At 70.1% G+C, this 17,531-nt stretch carries 16 protein-coding genes; 12 read left to right on the top strand and 4 right to left on the bottom strand.

What is annotated here, in order from left to right; genetic code table 11:
• The first annotated feature begins 171 nt into the window (after nucleotides 1-171).
• Complete coding sequence (locus ACIP67_RS33065) at nucleotides 172-468, top strand: DUF4193 domain-containing protein (protein WP_003993510.1); 297 nt, start codon at nucleotides 172-174, stop codon at nucleotides 466-468.
• A gap of 13 nt (nucleotides 469-481) precedes the next feature.
• On the top strand, nucleotides 482-1,417 hold the full coding sequence (locus ACIP67_RS33060; RefSeq protein WP_401696726.1) for a hypothetical protein: 936 nt from the start codon (nucleotides 482-484) through the stop codon (nucleotides 1,415-1,417).
• A 476-nt stretch (nucleotides 1,418-1,893) separates the two neighbouring features.
• On the opposite strand, the gene ACIP67_RS33055 is transcribed toward ACIP67_RS33060, so the two are convergent.
• Complete coding sequence (locus ACIP67_RS33055; RefSeq protein WP_401696725.1) at nucleotides 1,894-2,358, bottom strand: DUF3093 domain-containing protein; 465 nt, start codon at nucleotides 2,356-2,358, stop codon at nucleotides 1,894-1,896.
• A gap of 58 nt (nucleotides 2,359-2,416) precedes the next feature.
• Here ACIP67_RS33055 and ACIP67_RS33050 point away from each other — a divergent pair, with 58 nt between their 5' ends.
• From ACIP67_RS33050 to ACIP67_RS33030, 5 genes are all read left to right on the top strand, one after another.
• A complete protein-coding gene (locus ACIP67_RS33050) occupies nucleotides 2,417-3,001 on the top strand; it encodes a PaaI family thioesterase (protein WP_401696724.1) in 585 nt (194 codons plus the stop codon).
• Complete coding sequence (dut, locus tag ACIP67_RS33045; RefSeq protein WP_401696722.1) at nucleotides 2,998-3,549, top strand: dUTP diphosphatase; 552 nt, start codon at nucleotides 2,998-3,000, stop codon at nucleotides 3,547-3,549. The genes ACIP67_RS33050 and dut overlap by 4 nt, the downstream gene beginning before the upstream one ends.
• Before the next feature lies 1 nt (nucleotide 3,550).
• Nucleotides 3,551-4,321 carry a DUF3710 domain-containing protein gene (locus ACIP67_RS33040; RefSeq protein WP_389515671.1) on the top strand — a complete coding sequence of 257 codons (771 nt, stop codon included), beginning with the start codon at nucleotides 3,551-3,553 and terminating at the stop codon, nucleotides 4,319-4,321.
• 194 nt (nucleotides 4,322-4,515) lie between these two features.
• Nucleotides 4,516-4,914, top strand: a complete 399-nt coding sequence (locus ACIP67_RS33035) for an OB-fold nucleic acid binding domain-containing protein (RefSeq protein ID WP_385070595.1) — start codon at nucleotides 4,516-4,518, stop codon at nucleotides 4,912-4,914.
• Between the two features lie 3 nt (nucleotides 4,915-4,917).
• Complete coding sequence (locus ACIP67_RS33030) at nucleotides 4,918-5,676, top strand: DUF3159 domain-containing protein (protein WP_401696721.1); 759 nt, start codon at nucleotides 4,918-4,920, stop codon at nucleotides 5,674-5,676.
• Nucleotides 5,677-5,806: 130 nt separating this feature from the next.
• Here the strand turns inward: ACIP67_RS33030 and ACIP67_RS33025 are convergent, their stop codons facing one another.
• Both ACIP67_RS33025 and ACIP67_RS33020 read right to left on the bottom strand, forming a co-directional pair.
• Nucleotides 5,807-6,484 (bottom strand): potassium channel family protein, encoded by a 678-nt coding sequence (locus ACIP67_RS33025; protein ID WP_401696719.1) that lies wholly within the window; start codon nucleotides 6,482-6,484, stop codon nucleotides 5,807-5,809.
• The gene (locus tag ACIP67_RS33020; RefSeq protein WP_401696718.1) at nucleotides 6,484-7,152 is read right to left on the bottom strand and encodes a potassium channel family protein; all 669 of its coding nucleotides are present in this window, start codon (nucleotides 7,150-7,152) and stop codon (nucleotides 6,484-6,486) included. Before ACIP67_RS33020 ends, ACIP67_RS33025 begins: the two co-directional genes overlap by 1 nt.
• Nucleotides 7,153-7,546: 394 nt before the next feature.
• Between ACIP67_RS33020 and ACIP67_RS33015 the strand changes: the two genes are divergently transcribed.
• On the top strand, nucleotides 7,547-9,652 hold the full coding sequence (locus ACIP67_RS33015) for an APC family permease (RefSeq protein ID WP_401696716.1): 2,106 nt from the start codon (nucleotides 7,547-7,549) through the stop codon (nucleotides 9,650-9,652).
• 113 nt (nucleotides 9,653-9,765) lie between these two features.
• Nucleotides 9,766-11,145, top strand: a complete 1,380-nt coding sequence (locus ACIP67_RS33010) for a class I SAM-dependent RNA methyltransferase (protein ID WP_401696715.1) — start codon at nucleotides 9,766-9,768, stop codon at nucleotides 11,143-11,145.
• Nucleotides 11,146-12,053: 908 nt separating this feature from the next.
• Here the strand turns inward: ACIP67_RS33010 and ACIP67_RS33005 are convergent.
• Nucleotides 12,054-12,509 carry a MarR family winged helix-turn-helix transcriptional regulator gene (locus ACIP67_RS33005; protein WP_401696714.1) on the bottom strand — a complete coding sequence of 152 codons (456 nt, stop codon included), beginning with the start codon at nucleotides 12,507-12,509 and terminating at the stop codon, nucleotides 12,054-12,056.
• 104 nt (nucleotides 12,510-12,613) lie between these two features.
• On the opposite strand from ACIP67_RS33005, the gene ACIP67_RS33000 reads away from it, so the two are divergent.
• From ACIP67_RS33000 to ACIP67_RS32990, 3 genes are all read left to right on the top strand, one after another.
• On the top strand, nucleotides 12,614-13,645 hold the full coding sequence (locus ACIP67_RS33000; protein WP_401696713.1) for an aldo/keto reductase: 1,032 nt from the start codon (nucleotides 12,614-12,616) through the stop codon (nucleotides 13,643-13,645).
• A gap of 303 nt (nucleotides 13,646-13,948) precedes the next feature.
• On the top strand, nucleotides 13,949-15,070 hold the full coding sequence (locus tag ACIP67_RS32995) for a Gfo/Idh/MocA family protein (RefSeq protein ID WP_401696711.1): 1,122 nt from the start codon (nucleotides 13,949-13,951) through the stop codon (nucleotides 15,068-15,070).
• 455 nt (nucleotides 15,071-15,525) lie between these two features.
• A complete protein-coding gene (locus ACIP67_RS32990; protein ID WP_401696710.1) occupies nucleotides 15,526-17,067 on the top strand; it encodes an IS4 family transposase in 1,542 nt (513 codons plus the stop codon).
• Nucleotides 17,068-17,531 lie beyond the last annotated feature (464 nt).

Raw genomic sequence — 17,531 nt, 5'->3', positions numbered from 1 at the left:
GGTCCCCATCGCCATCCAACCCGATCACTCAAGAGGAGTCCGGTTGGGTGTCGATTGAGTAACAGACCTTGATGTGAGGCAAAATCTCCGCCTCGAGGCGGGCACAAGTCCGGCCTCTCACGCGTTACGTGCGCTGGAGACACCGCAGACACCCAGAGGGGGAGAGGCGAAATGGCAACCGATTACGACACCCCACGCAAGACCGATGACGATGTCGATTCCGACAGCCTTGAAGAACTGAAGGCCCGGCGGAACGACAAGTCCGCCTCCGCCGTCGATGTTGACGAGTTCGAGGCCGCCGAGGGGCTGGAGCTGCCCGGCGCAGACCTCTCCAACGAGGAACTGGCCGTCCGTGTGCTGCCGAAGCAGCAGGACGAGTTCACCTGCATGAGCTGCTTCCTCGTGCATCACCGCAGCCAGCTGGCCCGCGAGAAGAACGGCCAGCCGATCTGCCGCGACTGCGACTGAGGGCGGGTCGGCCGTGACTGGCTCGACCCCTCCTCGGAAGCGCCGCTTCCCCTTTCCGGGAGCGGACAAGGGGCCGTCCGACGGCCCTCACGGCGTGCGTGACGACGAGCGAGGCTCATCCGGCCAGGGAGTGGTCCCGGCGGGATCGGCCTCGCTCGAAGCTACGGGTGACCGGGGTGGCCTCCCGGCACCGGGCGCCGCGCCCGTCGCCCGGCGACGGGCTGCGGTGGTCCGGGACAAGGCCGTGGACCTGGCCAGAGAAGGCGTCCGCAAGGGCGGCGGCCGGGCCAGGGCGGGCTTGGCCCATCTCACCGACCGTGTCATCGAACTGGCCCCGCGGGTCCCCGTACGGGATCTCCGGACGCTCCGCAGGCAGTTCCCCGGCCTCGGGCCCGAGCAGCTCGCCGACAAGCTGGTGGCGGGCGCCGCGCACGCCACGTCCACTGTCGGAGCGGGTATCGGCGCGGCGGCGATGATGCCCGTACCGCTCGCGATGCCGACCGAGATCGCCGCGGAGATCACCGGCGTCGCGGCGATCGAGCTGAAGCTGATCGCCGAACTGCACGAGGTGTACGGCGTCCGCCCGCCGGGGAACCTCAAGGACCGCAGCACCGCGTACCTGCGCTCGTGGTCCGGCGAACGCGGCGTCGACGTGCTGAAGCCCGCCTCCTTCAACGGGGCGCTGGGCGGCCAGATGAAGCGCGAACTGCGCCAGCAGATCATGAAGCGCATGGTGCGCGACCTGCCGAATCTGATGCCGTTCCTGGTGGGCGCCGCGGTCGGCGCGCTCATGAACCGGCGCGACACCAAGAAGCTCGCCGCCAAGGTCCGGACCGACCTGCGCAAGATCCAGGTGCCGTGGGACGCGCTGCCCGCCCTCCCGCCCCTGGAGAAGCCGGAGAACCCGCTGCCCATCGGCGACGAGACCCCCGGACCGTCGGAGGACTGAGCACATCTCGTGCGGTGCGGGTGAGGCGTTCCGCGCGGTGTGGGCGACAGCTGCGAGTGCCTTTGCCGCCGTCCGCGGTACCGTCCGCCGTCCGCGGCACCGTCCGCTGCCCGCCGACTCTGGCGCCGCCTGTTGTGCCTGTTGTGGGCTGCCCGCGGCTGCCCTGCCCCGGCGCCCCGAGCGCCGTCCGCCGCGCTGCCCGCAGTGCCCTGGCCCACTTGCCCGGCCCCGCCGCCCCCGGCGCCGTACGCCGCGCTGACCGCGCGTGACGGCCCTCCGGGTGCCCCTGCGCCGCCCTCTTCTCTCCGTGCCGCCCACACGCCCGGCGCCGTACGCCGTGCAGCGCGTGCGGCGGGGCACCGGAAGTCCCCGCGCCGTTGCCTCCTCGCGGCGCCGCACGCCCCGGTGCCGTACGCCGCGCACCAGGGCGCCGGCAGGGGGCCTTGCCGGTCGTGTGCGGCGGCCTGCCGGTGGGGCTACGCCGCCGTCTCCCGGGCCGTACGCAGGGCCTCGGCCAGGCGTTCCGGCTCGCGCGTCGACAGGTACAGGTAGGGGGTCGGGTCGTCCGGGTCGGTGACCTGCACGCGCAGCGCGGTCGGGATGTAGGCGCGCAGCAGCAGGAAGGCCCGGGTGTCGGCCTTGTACGTGCGCCAGGCGCGCGCCTCCTCGCGGTCCAGCACCTCCGCCTCACCCAGCGCCGTGACGGGCACCTTCGCGTCGCCCGCGATCAGGGAGTCCCCGACGACCCGGATGCGGACGGAGCCGTAGGAACTGGCCACGACCGCCGCGAAGGCGGTGCCGCCCACCAGGCCGCCGAGCAGGGGCAGGGTGCCGAACGGCAGCAGGATCAGGGCGAAGGAGACGCCCACGAGGAACGAGACGAGCCACCACGAGCGGGGGGCGGTGAGACGTTCTTCGTAGGGGGTGGCGGAGAGCTGCATGGAGCCAAGCTTGGCACGGTGACCGGTATCGGCCGACGCGCGGGTAAGGTCTGCGGCTGTGAGTGGTACTTCCGCAGCTCTTCAGCCTCCGGCCGACGCCGTGAAACCGGTTCGGCACCCCGATGCCCCCGCGCCCGGCGAGCTTCTCGGTGCCCACTACGAACAGTGTTTCGGTTGTGGCGGCGCGCAGTCGCACGGGCTGCACCTGGAGGCGCGGGCGGGCGAGGGAGTCGCCGTCACCGCCGAGTTCACCGTGCGCCCCGCACACCAGGGCGCGCCCGGTCTCGCCCACGGCGGTGTCCTGGCCAGCGCGCTCGACGAGACGCTCGGCGCACTGAACTGGCTGCTGCGGACGATCGCCGTGACGGGACGGCTCGAGACCGACTTCCTGCGACCCGTACCCGTCGGCACGACACTGCACCTGGAGGCCGAGGTGACGGCGGTGGCCGGGCGGAAGATCTACTCGACCGCGACCGGGCGGATCGGCGGCCCCGACGGGCCCGTCGCCGTCCGTGCCGACGCGCTCTTCGTCGAGGTCAAGGTGGAGCACTTCGTCCACCACGGCCGCGAGGAGGAGATCCAGGCCGCCATGAGCGACCCGGACCAGGTCCGGCGCGCCCGCGCCTTCGAGGTGAACCCGTGAGCCGGCCTCCCCTGACCGTGCAGATCCGGCGCGTCGACCCCGACGTCCCGCTTCCGGCGTACGCGCACCCCGGGGACGCGGGGGCCGATCTGCGGACCACCGAGAGCCGGGAGCTGGCGCCCGGGGAACGGGCGGTCCTGCCCACGGGAGTGTCCATCGCGCTCCCCGAGGGGTACGCGGCCTTCGTGCACCCTCGTTCGGGGCTCGCCGCCCGGTGCGGCGTCGCCCTCGTGAATGCCCCGGGGACGGTTGATGCCGGGTACCGTGGGGAGATCAAGGTGATCGTGGTGAATCTCGACCCGCGCGAGTCCGTGCGGTTCGAGCGCTTCGACCGGATTGCGCAACTGGTCGTCCAGCAGGTCGAGAGGGTCCGCTTCCAGGAGGTCGCGGAACTTCCCGACTCGGTGCGGGCCGAGGGGGGCTTCGGGTCCACCGGTGGCCACTCCGCGGTGGACGGCGGGAGCGGCACAAGCGGTCAGGCCGCCGTGGGCGGCGCGACGGGTGGGAATCGATACGCTTCGGTCGTATCCGACCGGGAAGGACAGTGACGTGTTCGGACGTCGCAAGAAGAAGGGTGCCGCCGAGGACGCGGCCGGCGAGGCCGAGCAGGTCGTCGACAGTGTCGACACTGAGGCGGACGAAGTAGAGGGCGAGGGCGAACGCGAGCGCGTCCGGCTGGAGCCGGAGCCCCGTCCCGACGGGCCCTGGGACAGCTCGGAGGTGCGTGACCCCGCCGAGGGCCGGGTGGACCTGGGCGGGCTCTTCGTGCCCGGTGTCGACGGCATGGAGCTGAGGGTCGAGGTCGCGGGCGACGCGATCGTCGCGGCCACCGTCGTGCTGCGCGACAGCGCCATCCAGCTCCAGGCCTTCGCCGCGCCCAAGCGCGAGGGCATCTGGGGCGAGGTGCGCGAGGAGATCGGCTCCGGCATCACCCAGCAGGGCGGCATCGTCGACGAGGTCGAGGGCCCGCTGGGATGGGAGCTGCGGGCCCAGGTGCCGGTGCAGCTGCCGGACGGCACCGGCGGCTTCCACGTCGTGCGGTTCGTCGGCGTGGACGGCCCCCGCTGGTTCCTGCGCGGTGTGATCTCGGGCCAGGGCGCGGTGCAGCCGCAGGCGGCCGGCCTGCTCGAGCAGATCTTCCGGGACACGGTCGTGGTCCGCGGCGATGGCCCGATGGCCCCCCGCGACCCCATTGTCCTCAAGCTCCCGAACGACGCCCAGATGGTTCCGGAGGGCGTCCAGCAGGAGGAGGCCGGCTCTCGTTTCTCCGGCGGCATGGGCCAGCTCCAGCGCGGACCGGAGATCACCGAGGTCCGCTAGGCGTACCGCCGCCCGGTCCGCCGGGCGTGCCGGCCGCCAGGTTCTCCGGAAAGGGCCGCACCCGACTGTGGGGTGCGGCCCTTTCCGCTGCCCAGGAGACGCTGATGCCCGGGGACAGCACCGTGTGAACCGAGCCGTCCGGCGGCCCGGAAGGCGGGTACGGTCGTGACAGTGCGCCCCGGTACGCTTCTGGTATGAGTGCTGTTCCTCGTTCCGAAAAGCCGGCAGGCCGGTTCCGGCGCATGCTCGACCGGCTCTCCTCGTCGCAGGAGGACCTGGAGTCCGAGGAGCTGCGGGAGGACGCGGACACCGCCGGCTGTATCCGGATCGGAGACTGCCAGGACCGGCAGATCGTGACGGTTACTGGTACCTTGCGCACGGTCACCCTGCGGCCGCGCGCCGGAGTCCCGGCCCTGGAGGCCGAGCTCTTCGACGGCACGGCCGCACTGGACGTGGTGTGGCTGGGCCGGCGTTCCATAGTCGGGATAGAGCCGGGGCGCCGCCTCATCGCATCGGGCCGGATCTCCATGAGCCGGGGCCGCCGGGTGCTGTTCAACCCCAAGTACGAACTGAGACCCCTCGGTAGGGAGTAGCCGGTGACGTCGCTCGACAAGCCGACCGAAGACACTCAGCAGGACGACGCCCGCACGGTGACGGAGGCCGCGCTGTTCGAGGCGTTCGGCGGGGTGCGGGGCATGGTCGAGACGGTGCTGCCCGGCCTGCTCTTCGTCACGATCTACACGGTCAACAAGGACCTGCACATGTCGGCGATCGCCGCGCTCGCGGTGTCGCTGGTCCTGGTCGTGGTCCGTCTCGCCATGAAGGACACCGTGAAGCACGCCTTCAGCGGTGTCTTCGGTGTCGCCTTCGGTGTCGTCTTCGCGATGATGACCGGCAACGCCAAGGACTTCTACCTGCCCGGCATGCTCTACACGCTGGGACTGTCGCTGGCGTACCTCGTGACGACCCTGTGCGGGGTGCCGCTCCTCGGGCTGATCCTCGGGCCGGTCTTCAAGGAGAACCTCTCCTGGCGCACCCGCAACCCGGGCCGCAAGAAGGCGTACGCCAAGGCCAGCTACGCCTGGGGTCTGATCCTGCTCGGCAAGTGCGCCATCCTCTTCCCGCTGTACTGGTGGGCCGACACGACCCAGTTCGGGTGGGTGCTGATCGCGCTGAAGATCCCGCCGTTCCTGCTGGCCGTGTGGCTGACGTGGGTGTTCCTGGCGAAGGCCCCGGCGCCGATCGACGTGTTCGCGGAGATGGAGGCCGCCGAGAAGGCGGAGGAGGAGCGCAAGGCGACGGCGGCGGCGGAGCGGGGCGAGACCGAGAGCGGGCGTCACCGCCGGGGGATGTAGGTCCCGGCGCCCGGCCCCCCGTCCCGCCCGAGGCAAGCGAGAGGGCGCCCCCGGAGACCGGGGGCGCCCTCGTCGTCGTATCCCCGGGGAATCGGTCGTATCCCGAGGGATCGGTCGTGTCCCCGAGGGATCAGTCGCCGGTCTCCTGCCGCCGCACCGACAACAGGTCCTCCAACTGCTCCTCCCGCGCCGGCGCGGCCACGAACAGCAGCTCGTCGCCGGGCTCCAGCGAGTCCTCCCGGGACGGGGTCAGGACGCGCGTGCCGCGGATGATGGTGACCAGGGAGGTGTCCTCGGGCCACTCGACATCGCCGACCTGGGTGCCGGCCAGCGCCGACTCCTCGGGCAGGGTCAGCTCGACGAGGTTGGCGTCGCCGTGGCTGAAGCGGAGCAGACGGACCAGGTCACCGACGCTCACCGCCTCCTCGACCAGGGCCGACATCAGACGCGGGGTGGAGACGGCGACGTCCACGCCCCAGGCCTCGTTGAACAGCCACTCGTTCTTCGGGTTGTTGACCCGGGCGACGACGCGCGGAACGCCGTACTCCGTCTTCGCCAGCAGGGAGACGACCAGGTTGACCTTGTCGTCGCCCGTCGCGGCGATCACGACGTTGCAGCGCTGGAGCGCCGCCTCGTCCAGGGACGTGATCTCGCAGGCGTCGGCCAGCAGCCACTCCGCCTGCGGGACGCGCTCGACCGAGATGGCGGTCGGCGCCTTGTCGACGAGCAGGACCTCGTGGCCGTTCTCCAGCAGCTCGCCCGCGATCGAGCGGCCCACGGCACCGGCCCCGGCAATGGCGACCCTCATCAGTGACCGCCCTCCGTCGGACCCTCGGCGAACGACGCCTCCACTTTTTCCACCTCGTCGGTGCGCATCATCACGTGCACCAGGTCACCCTCCTGCAGCACCGTCTGCGAGGTCGGCAGGACCGCCTCACCGAGGCGGGTGAGGAACGCCACACGGACGCCCGTCTCTTCCTGAAGCTTGCTGATCTTGTGGCCGACCCAGGCGGCGGAGGCGTGCACCTCGGCGAGCTGGACCCCTCCGGTCGGGTCGGTCCACAGCGGCTCGGCGCCCGAGGGGAGCAGACGGCGCAGCATCTGGTCGGCCGTCCAGCGGACCGTGGCCACCGTCGGGATGCCGAGGCGCTGGTAGACCTCGGCGCGGCGGGGGTCGTAGATGCGGGCCGCGACGTTCTCGATGCCGAACATCTCGCGGGCCACCCGGGCGGCGATGATGTTGGAGTTGTCGCCGCTGGAGACGGCGGCGAACGCGCCGGCCTCCTCGATGCCGGCCTCGCGCAGGGTGTCCTGGTCGAAGCCAACCCCGGTGACCCGGCGGCCGCCGAACGAGGAGCCAAGACGTCGGAAGGCGGTGGGGTCCTGGTCGATGACGGCGACCGTGTGCCCCTGCTGCTCCAGGGTCTGGGCGAGAGCGGAACCCACTCTGCCGCAGCCCATGATGACGATGTGCACGACCGTCCTTCCGAGGTCAAGTGTTGCTGACTTGGCTGTAACAGGGTCTCAGACCGCCGACCAAGCTACACACGTGCGGTCGGTGGACGGCACCCCCGTGCAGGGTCGGCGGCCTCAGCGACGGCTGATGCTCCACAGGCTGAGGGCGGTGAGAATGCCGAGGCCGACAAGGGTGCCTGCGGCACCGATCAGCTCCGCGGTGGTGTGCATGGAACCTCCCAGGGACGGGAGCGGGCGGGGGATTGTCATATAGGCATGGCGATCGCTCCGGGTGCACACTCCGTAGCCGCGCCGTGGCTGATTTCACCCGTGAGGCAGACGCGGCACGGCATCACCCGCCCGACCCCGGGGGAGGGTGGGCGGCCCGGTGTTCGAAGGCATACGATCCACTGTTGTGTCCAAACTGACCGACGTGCCCAAGCGGATTCTGATCGGGCGCGCACTGCGCAGTGATCGGCTCGGAGAAACGCTCCTGCCGAAGCGCGTCGCCCTACCCGTCTTCGCCTCCGACCCCCTCTCCTCCGTGGCCTACGCGCCCGGGGAGGTGTTGCTGGTCCTGTCCATCGCGGGTGTGTCGGCCTACCACTTCAGCCCGTGGATCGCGGTCGCGGTCGTCGTCCTGATGTTCACCGTCGTCGCCTCCTACCGGCAGAACGTGCACGCCTACCCCAGCGGCGGCGGTGACTACGAGGTGGCCACCACCAACCTCGGCGCCAAGGCCGGCCTCACCGTCGCCAGCGCGCTGCTTGTCGACTACGTCCTGACCGTCGCCGTCTCCATCGCCTCCGGCATCGAGAACCTCGGCTCCGCGGTGCCCTTCGTCGTCGAGCACAAGGTGGCCTGCGCGGCCGCCGTCGTCGTGCTGCTGACGCTGATGAACCTGCGGGGCGTCAAGGAGTCCGGGAAGCTCTTCGCGATCCCGACGTACGTGTTCGTCGCGGGCGTCTTCATCATGATCGCGTGGGGTGCCTTCCGGGGGCTGGTGCTCGGTGACACGATGCAGGCGCCCACGGCCGAGTACACGATCAAGCCCGAGCACCAGGGGCTCGCCGGGTTCGCCCTGCTCTTCCTGCTGCTGCGGGCCTTCTCCTCCGGCTGTGCCGCGCTCACCGGCGTGGAGGCCATCTCCAACGGCGTGCCGGCCTTCCGCAAGCCCAAGTCGAAGAACGCGGCCACCACGCTCGCCCTCATGGGCCTGCTGGCCGTCACGATGTTCTGCGGCATCATCGTCCTGGCCCTGGTCACCGACGTCCGCATGGCCGAGAACCCGGCCGCCGACCTGATGAAGAACGGCGTGGCCGTAGGCTCCGACTACGTCCAGAACCCGGTGATCACCCAGGTCGCCGAGGCCGTCTTCGGCAAGACCAGCTTCTTCTTCGTGATCCTCGCCGCGGCCACCGCCCTGGTGCTCTTCCTGGCGGCCAACACTGCCTACAACGGGTTCCCGGTGCTCGGCTCCATCCTCGCCCAGGACCGCTACCTCCCGCGCCAGCTGCACACCCGCGGCGACCGCCTGGCCTTCTCCAACGGCATCGTGCTCCTGGCCGGCGCGGCGACCCTGCTGATCGTCCTGTACGGCGCCGACTCCACCCGTCTGATCCAGCTGTACATCGTCGGCGTGTTCGTGTCCTTCACGCTCAGCCAGACCGGCATGGTCCGCCACTGGAACCGCCACCTGGCGACCGAGACCGACCCGGCCAAGCGCCGCCACATGATCCGCTCGCGGGCGATCAACACCTTCGGCGCCTTCTTCACCGGCCTGGTCCTGATCGTCGTCCTCGTCACCAAGTTCACCCACGGCGCCTGGGTCGCCCTGCTCGGCATGGTGATCTTCTACGGCACGATGACCGCGATCCGCCGCCACTACGACGGCGTGGCCGCCGAGATCGCCGCCCCCGAGGGCCCCAGCGACGACAGCGTCCGCCCCTCGCGCGTCCACTCGGTGCTGCTGATCTCCAAGATCCACCGGCCGACGCTGCGCGCCCTCGCCTACGCGAAGCTGATGCGCTCCGACACCCTGGAGGCACTCACCGTCAACGTCGACCCGGCGGAGACGAAGACGCTGCGCGAGGAGTGGGAGCGGCGCGGTATCGAGGTGCCGCTGAAGGTCCTGGACTCGCCCTACCGGGAGGTCACGCGACCGGTCATCGAGTACGTCAAGAGCCTGCGCCGGGAGTCGCCGCGCGACGCGGTGTCCGTGATCATCCCCGAGTACGTGGTCGGCCACTGGTACGAGCACCTGCTGCACAACCAGAGCGCGCTGCGGCTGAAGGGCCGGCTGCTGTTCACGCCGGGCGTGATGGTGACGTCGGTGCCCTACCAGCTCCAGTCCTCCGAAGCGGCGAAGAACCGGGCCCGCAAGCGGCAGGACTGGAGCGCACCGGGCTCGGTCCGGCGCGGCCCCGTGGTCGAGGGGCAGGCGAAGGAGCCGTCGGGTTCGAGCGCCCCGGGGCCGGGTTCGCCGGGCTCGGGTTCGCCGGGGACGGGCCCCACGAGCTGACCGGGCCGATCCCCGTGCGGGGCGGCTCATGGTGAACGGCCGGACGACAGCCACGTAGACTGGTGGGCTGTTGTCCGGCCGTTCCTCGTTCGACGTTGTGGAGTCACCCCGCCATGCAGGCAGAACCGAAGAAGTCGCAGGCGGGCTCCCCGGCGGGCGCCCCGGAGGGCTCGCTGGTGGGCTCGCTGGTGGGCGAGGAGTACGAGGTCGAGATCGGCCCCGTCGCCCACGGCGGCCACTGCATCGCCCGTACCGACTCGGGGCAGGTGCTGTTCGTCCGGCACACGCTGCCGGGCGAGCGGGTCGTGGCCCGGGTGACCGAGGGCGAGCAGGGCGCCCGTTTCCTGCGCGCGGACGCGGTGGAGATCCTGGAGGCCTCCAAGGACCGGGTCGAGGCCCCCTGCCCCTTCTCCGGCCCCGGCCGCTGCGGCGGCTGCGACTGGCAGCACGCCAAGCCCGGCGCCCAGCGGCGGATGAAGGGCGAGGTGATCGCCGAGCAGCTCCAGCGGCTCGCGGGCCTCACGCCCGAGGAGGCCGGCTGGGACGGCACGGTGATGCCGGCCGAGGGCGACAAGCTGCCGGCGGGCCAGGTGCCGCAGTGGCGCACGCGCGTGCAGTACGCGGTGGACGCCGACACGGGCCGGGCGGGACTGCGCCGGCACCGCTCGCACGAGGTCGAGCCGATCGACCACTGCATGATCGCCGCGGAGGGCGTCAGCGAGCTGGGTGTGGAGAAACGCGACTGGAGCGGCATGGCCTCGATCGAGGCCATCGCGGCGACGGGCTCGCAGGACCGTCAGGTGATCCTCACTCCGCGGCCGGGCGCACGCCTGCCGATCGTGGAGCTGGACCGGCCGGTGTCGGTGATGCGGGTCGGCGAGAAGGACGGCGGCGTCCACCGCGTCCACGGCCGCCCCTTCGTCCGGGAGCGCGCCGACGGCCGTACCCACCGGGTCGGCAGCGGCGGCTTCTGGCAGGTCCACCCGAAGGCGGCGGACACCCTGGTGACCGCCGTCATGCAGGGCCTGCTGCCCCGCAAGGGCGATACGGCCCTCGACCTGTACTGCGGCGTGGGCCTCTTCGCGGGCGCCCTCGCCGACCGGCTCGGCGAGAAGGGCGCGGTGCTCGGCATCGAGTCCGGCAAGCGCGCCGTCGAGGACGCCCGCCACAACCTCGCCGACTTCGACCGGGTCCGGATCGAGCAGGGCAAGGTCGAGAGCGTCCTGCCGCGCACCGGGATCACCGAGGTCGACCTCATCGTCCTGGACCCGCCCCGCGCGGGCGCCGGACGGGCGACGGTGGACCACCTGACCTCGCTCGGGGCACGGCGGATCGCGTACGTGGCGTGCGACCCGGCGGCCCTGGCGCGGGACCTGGGGTACTTCCGGGACGGGGGGTACCGGGTGCGGACGCTGCGGGCGTTCGATCTGTTTCCGATGACGGCGCACGTGGAGTGCGTGGCTATTCTTGAGTCTGCCGAGAAGGGCGTCTGAGCTGCTGTTCTTCCTTGGTTCTCAGGTTTCCGGCAGGAGCGCTGACCTGTTTCCCGGAGCGTATGACGTGAAGCGCGTAGTATGCGGGGCGCACCGTCTGACCTGGCGTTCCAGGAGGGGCGTGCCGGGATGGCGGTGCGGTCTTCCCTCGCTCGTACGAAGAGAGGCCGAGCGCCTCGACGCTCAGTTGACGCTCGTTCTGAACGGGGCGTATGGGTGTTGTGCACCGTCGGCCCCGATGGGCTCATGGAGCGGCCCGCTCCCTTCGCCGTAGGCGCGCCGGGCATCCGAACGTGGGGATGCGTTCCGTTCGGGCAGGAGTCAGGCCGCGGTGGCCCAGGTGAGCGCCGCGAGATGAGGTATGTCCTGCGACGCCGTGATGGCCCAGAGAATGTAGCGACAACGCCGACGGGCGCCGTAAGGAGTGGTGGCAGCGGTCAGGCGGTCCTCGGCGTCCCACTCCTAGCGTCATGTGTCGGGTTCGCGGGAGAACCGGGTCCTCTGGTGGAGGGGTGAGGCGGCCGAGGGCATCGTGTTCGTGGCGCATCCCTCCAGTGCAGGTGAGGCGCCGATGGTACGTCCGGGGTGCAGTGGCTTCCTGGCGGAACGGGAGGCGGCCCAGAAGGGGGCGACCTGGTGAGTCGGGTCCTCTGACCGGCGGGACGAGCTCTCAGGGTCGGTCGGGTGGTCGTGCCCGTGGCGGCCCGGCCGGCGCGGCAGTGGATCGGTCACGTGGTCGGCGACGACCCGGACTTCCGGTGGTTGAAGGGCGCTGGGCTCATGGAAGCAGTGGGCCGCGTCCTGCGCGTACCCGCTGACGTGTATCAGGTCGAGCAGAGGAGGCAGGACCATCTGGCCGGGGGCCGGTGATCGTGCCCGTGCGGTTTGTCGCCTTCGTGGTCCGGCGGCTACAGCCGGTGGAGAACAGAGTTCAGTGTTTCGATCTCCTGCGCGGAGAGCTTGTCGGTGAAGTGGCGGCGTACCGCGGCGTCGAGGCCGGGGTGCACGGCGGTGATGGCCTGGCGTCCGGTGTCGGTGAGGGTGACGATGACACCGCCGGCGCGTTCGCGGATGACGAGTTGACGCTTGCTCATGCGGGTGAGCTGGTGGGAGACGCGGGTGCGGTCCCAGCCGAGCGATGCGGCGAGCTCGCTCTGGCGCAGGGACCCCCCGCCCTTGTTCAGGGCGGCGAGGATCGTCAGGTCCGGCTCGGAGAGGCCCGCCGCCTCGGCGGCGTCCGCGATCACACGGGTTCGGACGATCTCGTGGGCGCGCTTGAAGGCAGACCAGAGGGCGACGGGATCCAGTGCGGCCTCGGTCAGTGCGTCGTCCGGCTCGGGAGTCCCGACGTCCCGTGTTGACATATCAACTCACCTTTTCTAGTGTTGAGATGTCAACGCTAGCAGGTGTCTGCCGCTTCGTCGGCCCCTGACGGCCGTGCTCATCACTCCATCCCGCAGAAGGATTCATGCGAACCCGGACCCTTGGAACCGGCGGCCCGCAAGTCGCCCCTCTCGCATTGGGCTGCGCCGGTATGTCCGACCACACCGCGCCCGCTGACGAGGCCGATGCCATCGCCACGATCCACGCGGCCCTCGCGGCCGGCGTGACCCTCCTCGACACCGCCGACTTCTACGGCATGGGTCACAACGAGGACCTCATCCGTCGCGCCCTCCGCGACGGCGATCGCGAAAAGGCGCTCCTGAGCGTCAAGTTCGGCGGTCTGCGCGGCCCCGACGGAAACTTCGTCGGCATCGAGGGCCGTCCCGCCCATGTGAAGAACGCGCTCGCCTACTCGCTGCGCCGCCTCGGCACCGACCACATCGACATCTACCGCCCTTCCCGGCTCGCCCCCGACACTCCGATCGAGGACACGATCGGTGCCGTCTCCGAACTGGTCCAGGCCGGATACGTACGCCACATCGGGCTCTCCGAGGTAGGGCCGGAGACCATCCGCCGTGCCCACGCCGTGCACCCGATCTGCGACGTACAGATCGAATACTCCCTGTTCAGCCGTGACCCCGAGACCAACGGCATCCTGGACACCTGCCGCGATCTGGGGATCGGCGTCACCGCTTACGGGGTCCTCGCACACGGTCTGCTCACCGGCACCTACCGACAACCTGCCGGAGGTGACCCACGCGCCCACTGGCTGCCCCGCTTCCACCCCGACAACCTCGCCGCGAACCTCACCCTGGTCGACCGGCTGCGACCGTTCGCCGACGCACACGGCATCAGCGTCGCGCAGCTCGCCACCGCCTGGGTCATCGCCCGGGGCCGCGGGCGCGGCACCATCGTGGCCGTCCTGGGCGCCCGCCGACCGCACCGCATCGAGGAGGCTCTGACGGCGATCGACGTCACCCTGACCGAGGCTGACCTCGGCAGGATGGACGAGGCCGTCCCGGCCGGTGCGGTGGCCGGGACTCGTTACGCCGCAACCCTCATGGCTTTGCTGGACAGCGAGCGCGGTCCGAAGTCATCTGCACGCACGTGGAACTGACCGCCGACGGCCAGGCCGGCTTCAGGCTTCGGGCCTTCCGGCGACACGGTCTCCGTCAGCGTGTTCGGTGACCCGAACCGGAAGTTCCGCGACACCCACAACGCACCGTGTCCTGCACGTCCGTCCACGGCGTCATCCGCTGACCTCCGCACCCACCGGGCGTGCATCTCCCACACGGGCGCCTGCTCGACACGCGACCCCGCCTCTCATGAACCGGGCGCGTGAAGGGTCACTTCCGTATCTGCTCCATGGCCACTGCGAGTGACGCCCGTGCCCTTCACACAAAGAAACAGGTGACGCATCATGAACACATCTGAGTCACTGCTTGCCGAGCTGGCCCGGTCCGGGAAGCCGATCGGAGTAGGGATCATAGGACTTGGGGCGCACGGTAGCTGGGCCGGGCGCTCTCACCTGCCTGCTCTGCGCGCCGTCCCGGGTTATGAGCTGAGGGCCCTGAGTGCGAGTTCGAAACAATCGGCGGAGCGCTCCGGACAGAAGCATGGTGTGTCCAGTGCCTTCGGGACGGCTGCCGAACTGGTGGCCTGCGACGAGGTGGACCTGGTGGTCGTGGCGGTGAAGGTGCCGCACCACCGGGAACTGGTGCAGACGGCGCTGAGCGTCGGCAAGAGCGTGCTGTGCGAGTGGCCGCTGGGCAACGGGCTCGCGGAGGCCGAGGACATGGCGCAGTCGGCGCGCGGTCGCGCCGTGCCGACCGTCGTCGGGCTCCAGGCGCGGTCGCACCCGGTGCTCGCCTACGCACGGCATCTCGTGGCCGACGGCTATGTGGGGGAGGTGCTGTCCACGACGGTGGTCGGCTCCGGTGGCGCTTGGGGTGCCACCGTTGGCCCCGGCGATCACTATGTGCTCGACGCCGCGAACGGCGCGACACTGCTGACGATTCCCTTCAGTCACGCTCTCGACGGACTCGCGTCGGTCCTGGGAGAGCCCGAGGAACTGCGGATCCAACTGGTGTCGCGGCGTACGTCGGCCGTGGACACCGAGAGCGGACGGCCCGTGCCGATGACCGCCGCGGACCAGGTGGTGGCCTCGGGGCGGCTGCCGGGCGGAGCGGTGGCCACCTTCCACTACCGCGGAGGCATGTCCCGAGGAACCAACTTTCGCTGGGAGATCAACGGCACCGAGGGCGACCTCGTCCTCACCGCCCCGATCGGCCACCCGCAGCTCAGTCCGCTCACCCTGGAGGGCGGTCGCGGAACGTCCACCGCGCTCGCCCCCATGACGGTGCCGGAATCGTATGTTCGCGTCCCGCGACTGGACTCCCGAGCCGACGCGTCGGCCTACGCAGTTGCCCACGCCTACCGGCAGTTCCTGGAGGACCTGCGGGAGGGCACGTCACGCGTACCCGATTTCGCGCACGGCGTCGTCCGGCACCGCAGCATCGCATCCGTCATTGCGGCAGCGTGACCGGATGTGTGGGTCTCGGGCGGACGAGCCGAGCCGGTGATGAACAGTTCCCACAGGTCAGTACGTCCGGGTTGCCTGCACTCGACGGCTGTCGGGTAGTTGGTTCGCTGACGCTCCGGCTCCCGGATGGCCGACGAGAAGAGCTGAAACGCGCCTCTGACCAGGTGTTTTGCTTGCTGTGGTGCCAGCTGACGTCTTTTCGATGACGTCGCATGTGGAGTGCGTGGCTATTTTGGAACCGGCTGCAAAGAGGCTCTGAAATGCAATGCCGGTGATTTAGTGCATCAGCGCAGGTGGAGCGCGCGTTGACGGCTGTTCTGGGTGAGTAGAAACCTGGGATGCACAGGCGGTCCGCCACGATCTGATGATGTGCCGGATGATCTCGGGACAGAGCAACGGGGCTCCCGGTAGGACAGGAGATCGACCAAGATCCGACTGTCTGCGAGGGAGCCCCGTTGGGCGCTCAGTCTGCCATCACTGCTGCCCCAGCCGTCACCACGGCGGTCCGGCCGGTGCCGTCCCGAAGCCCCCGGAAGCGGTCGGAGCCGCAGTTCGGCGACCGGATCCGGCTCGGCGTACTCACCGAGGAGATCACACCCGAAGCAGTCGACGAAGTACTGGAGTTGACCGGAAGGACTGAGCGCCGCCGCAGGCTTCTGCCGGCCCGCGCGGTGGTCTACTTCGTCCTGGCCCTGTGTCTGTTCAGCAGTTCCGACAGCGCCGGGCCGCCGGGATACCGGGCGGTCCTGCGGGCTCTGACCGGGAAACTGCGGCACCTGCCTGGCGGGCTCGTTCAGCGCCTGCCCACCAGCTCGGCCCTCACCCGAGCCCGCCAGTGTCTGGGCGGCAAGCCGTTCCAGGCCCTCTTCGAACGCCGGTGCGGTGCCCAGGCGGCCCCCACGACCCCGGGAGCATTCGCCTTCGGTTTGCGGCTGGTCGCCTGGGACGGCACCGCGCTGGACGTACCGGACACCCCCGAGAACGCCACCGAGTTCGGGTTCACCGGCCGCGACGGCACCAACAAGAGCGGAAACCCACAGGTCAGACTGATGGCCCTCGTCGAGTGCGGCACCCACGCCGTCATCGACGCCGCCTTCGACTCGATTGCCCAGTTCAGCGAGCACAAGCTCGCCCGCCGCCTGCTCGCCTCCCTGCGGCCCGGCATACTGCTGCTGGCCGACCGCAACTTCGCCGGCCATGAACTGTGGGGCCTGGTCGAGGGGACCGGGAGCCACCTCGCCTGGCGGATCAAGAAGAACCTTGTCCTGCCGCCGCTGTGGGTTCTGCCCGACGGTTCGTACGTGTCCGTCATGCCCACCCCCGCCGAAAGCCAGCGCCTGGGCAACGCCCGCTTCCAGGGCCGCACCCCGACAGGGCTGCCCGACGGGCACCTCGTGCGCATCGTCGACTACACCGTCACCGTCCACCCCCGGCACGGGCCGGTGCAGGTGGAGAAGTTCCGCCTCGCGACCAGCCTGCTCGACCACAGGCAAGCAACCGCACGGCAGTTGGCCCAGCTCTACCACCAGCGCTGGGAGATCGAGAACGGCTTCGCCGAACTCAAGAACCGACTGCGGGGCGCCGGCTTCATCCTGCGCTCCAGGACCCCCGAGCTCATCTGCCAGGAAATCTACGCACTGCTCACCGTCTACCAGGCACTGTGCGTGCTCAAGGTCCACGCGGCCGAACAGGCAGAGATCGATCCCGACCGGATCTCCTTCACCACGATGGTGCGGCTCGCCCGGCTCACCACCGCCGGACAGACCGCAGCGAACCCGCAGGCCCTGGGCGCCGCCCGGCTCGAAGTCGTCCAGGAACTCCTCCACGACCTCCTGCCCCCACGCCGTGACCGCCGCTGTCAACGACTGAAGAAACCACCGAGGAACACCTTCGAAGCCAAACGCCGGGATGAACCCCGCCCTCCCAGCCGCGTCAGCTACTCACTCAAAGTCACGCGGAACCCGGGACACCCACCCTCACCTGCAGAAACGCCCTGAATCACCGGCATTGCTCTGACCTGGTCTTTTCTGCGACGAACTCAGGCCGATATCTTTTCGATGACCCATCATGTGGAGTGCGTGGCGATTTTGGAACCTGTGCAGAAGGGCTTCTGACCTGTGGACTCTCCTGGATCGTCGAAGCGCGCCGGAATGCTCGACCTGTTTCCCGAACCGCACGACGTGAAGCGCGCCGTACGCTCGCGAACGTCGTCCGACCTGGTGTTCCAGGGGGGCCGTGTCGGGGGCGGCGCGGTCTTTTCCCTCTCCGGGCTCGAAGGGAGACCGATCGTCTCGACGCTCGGTTGACGCTCGCTCTGATGGCTCATCACCGAGCGGCGACGGCCGGACAGGCCGGCAGCCGAGGAGTCTCGGCGACGGTCGAATGCTGACCCTCTGACGGCGGATCAAAAGTGACCCACTTGGTGATCTTCGTCTGACTCTGGCCTTGGTGATCAAGGTCA

It is taken from the genome of Streptomyces sp. NPDC088812 (assembly GCF_044750285.1).
Taxonomy (GTDB): Bacteria; Actinomycetota; Actinomycetes; order Streptomycetales; family Streptomycetaceae; genus Streptomyces.
Note: the sequence above shows the minus strand (reverse complement) of the source record. Positions and strands in the feature narration are given on the sequence as shown.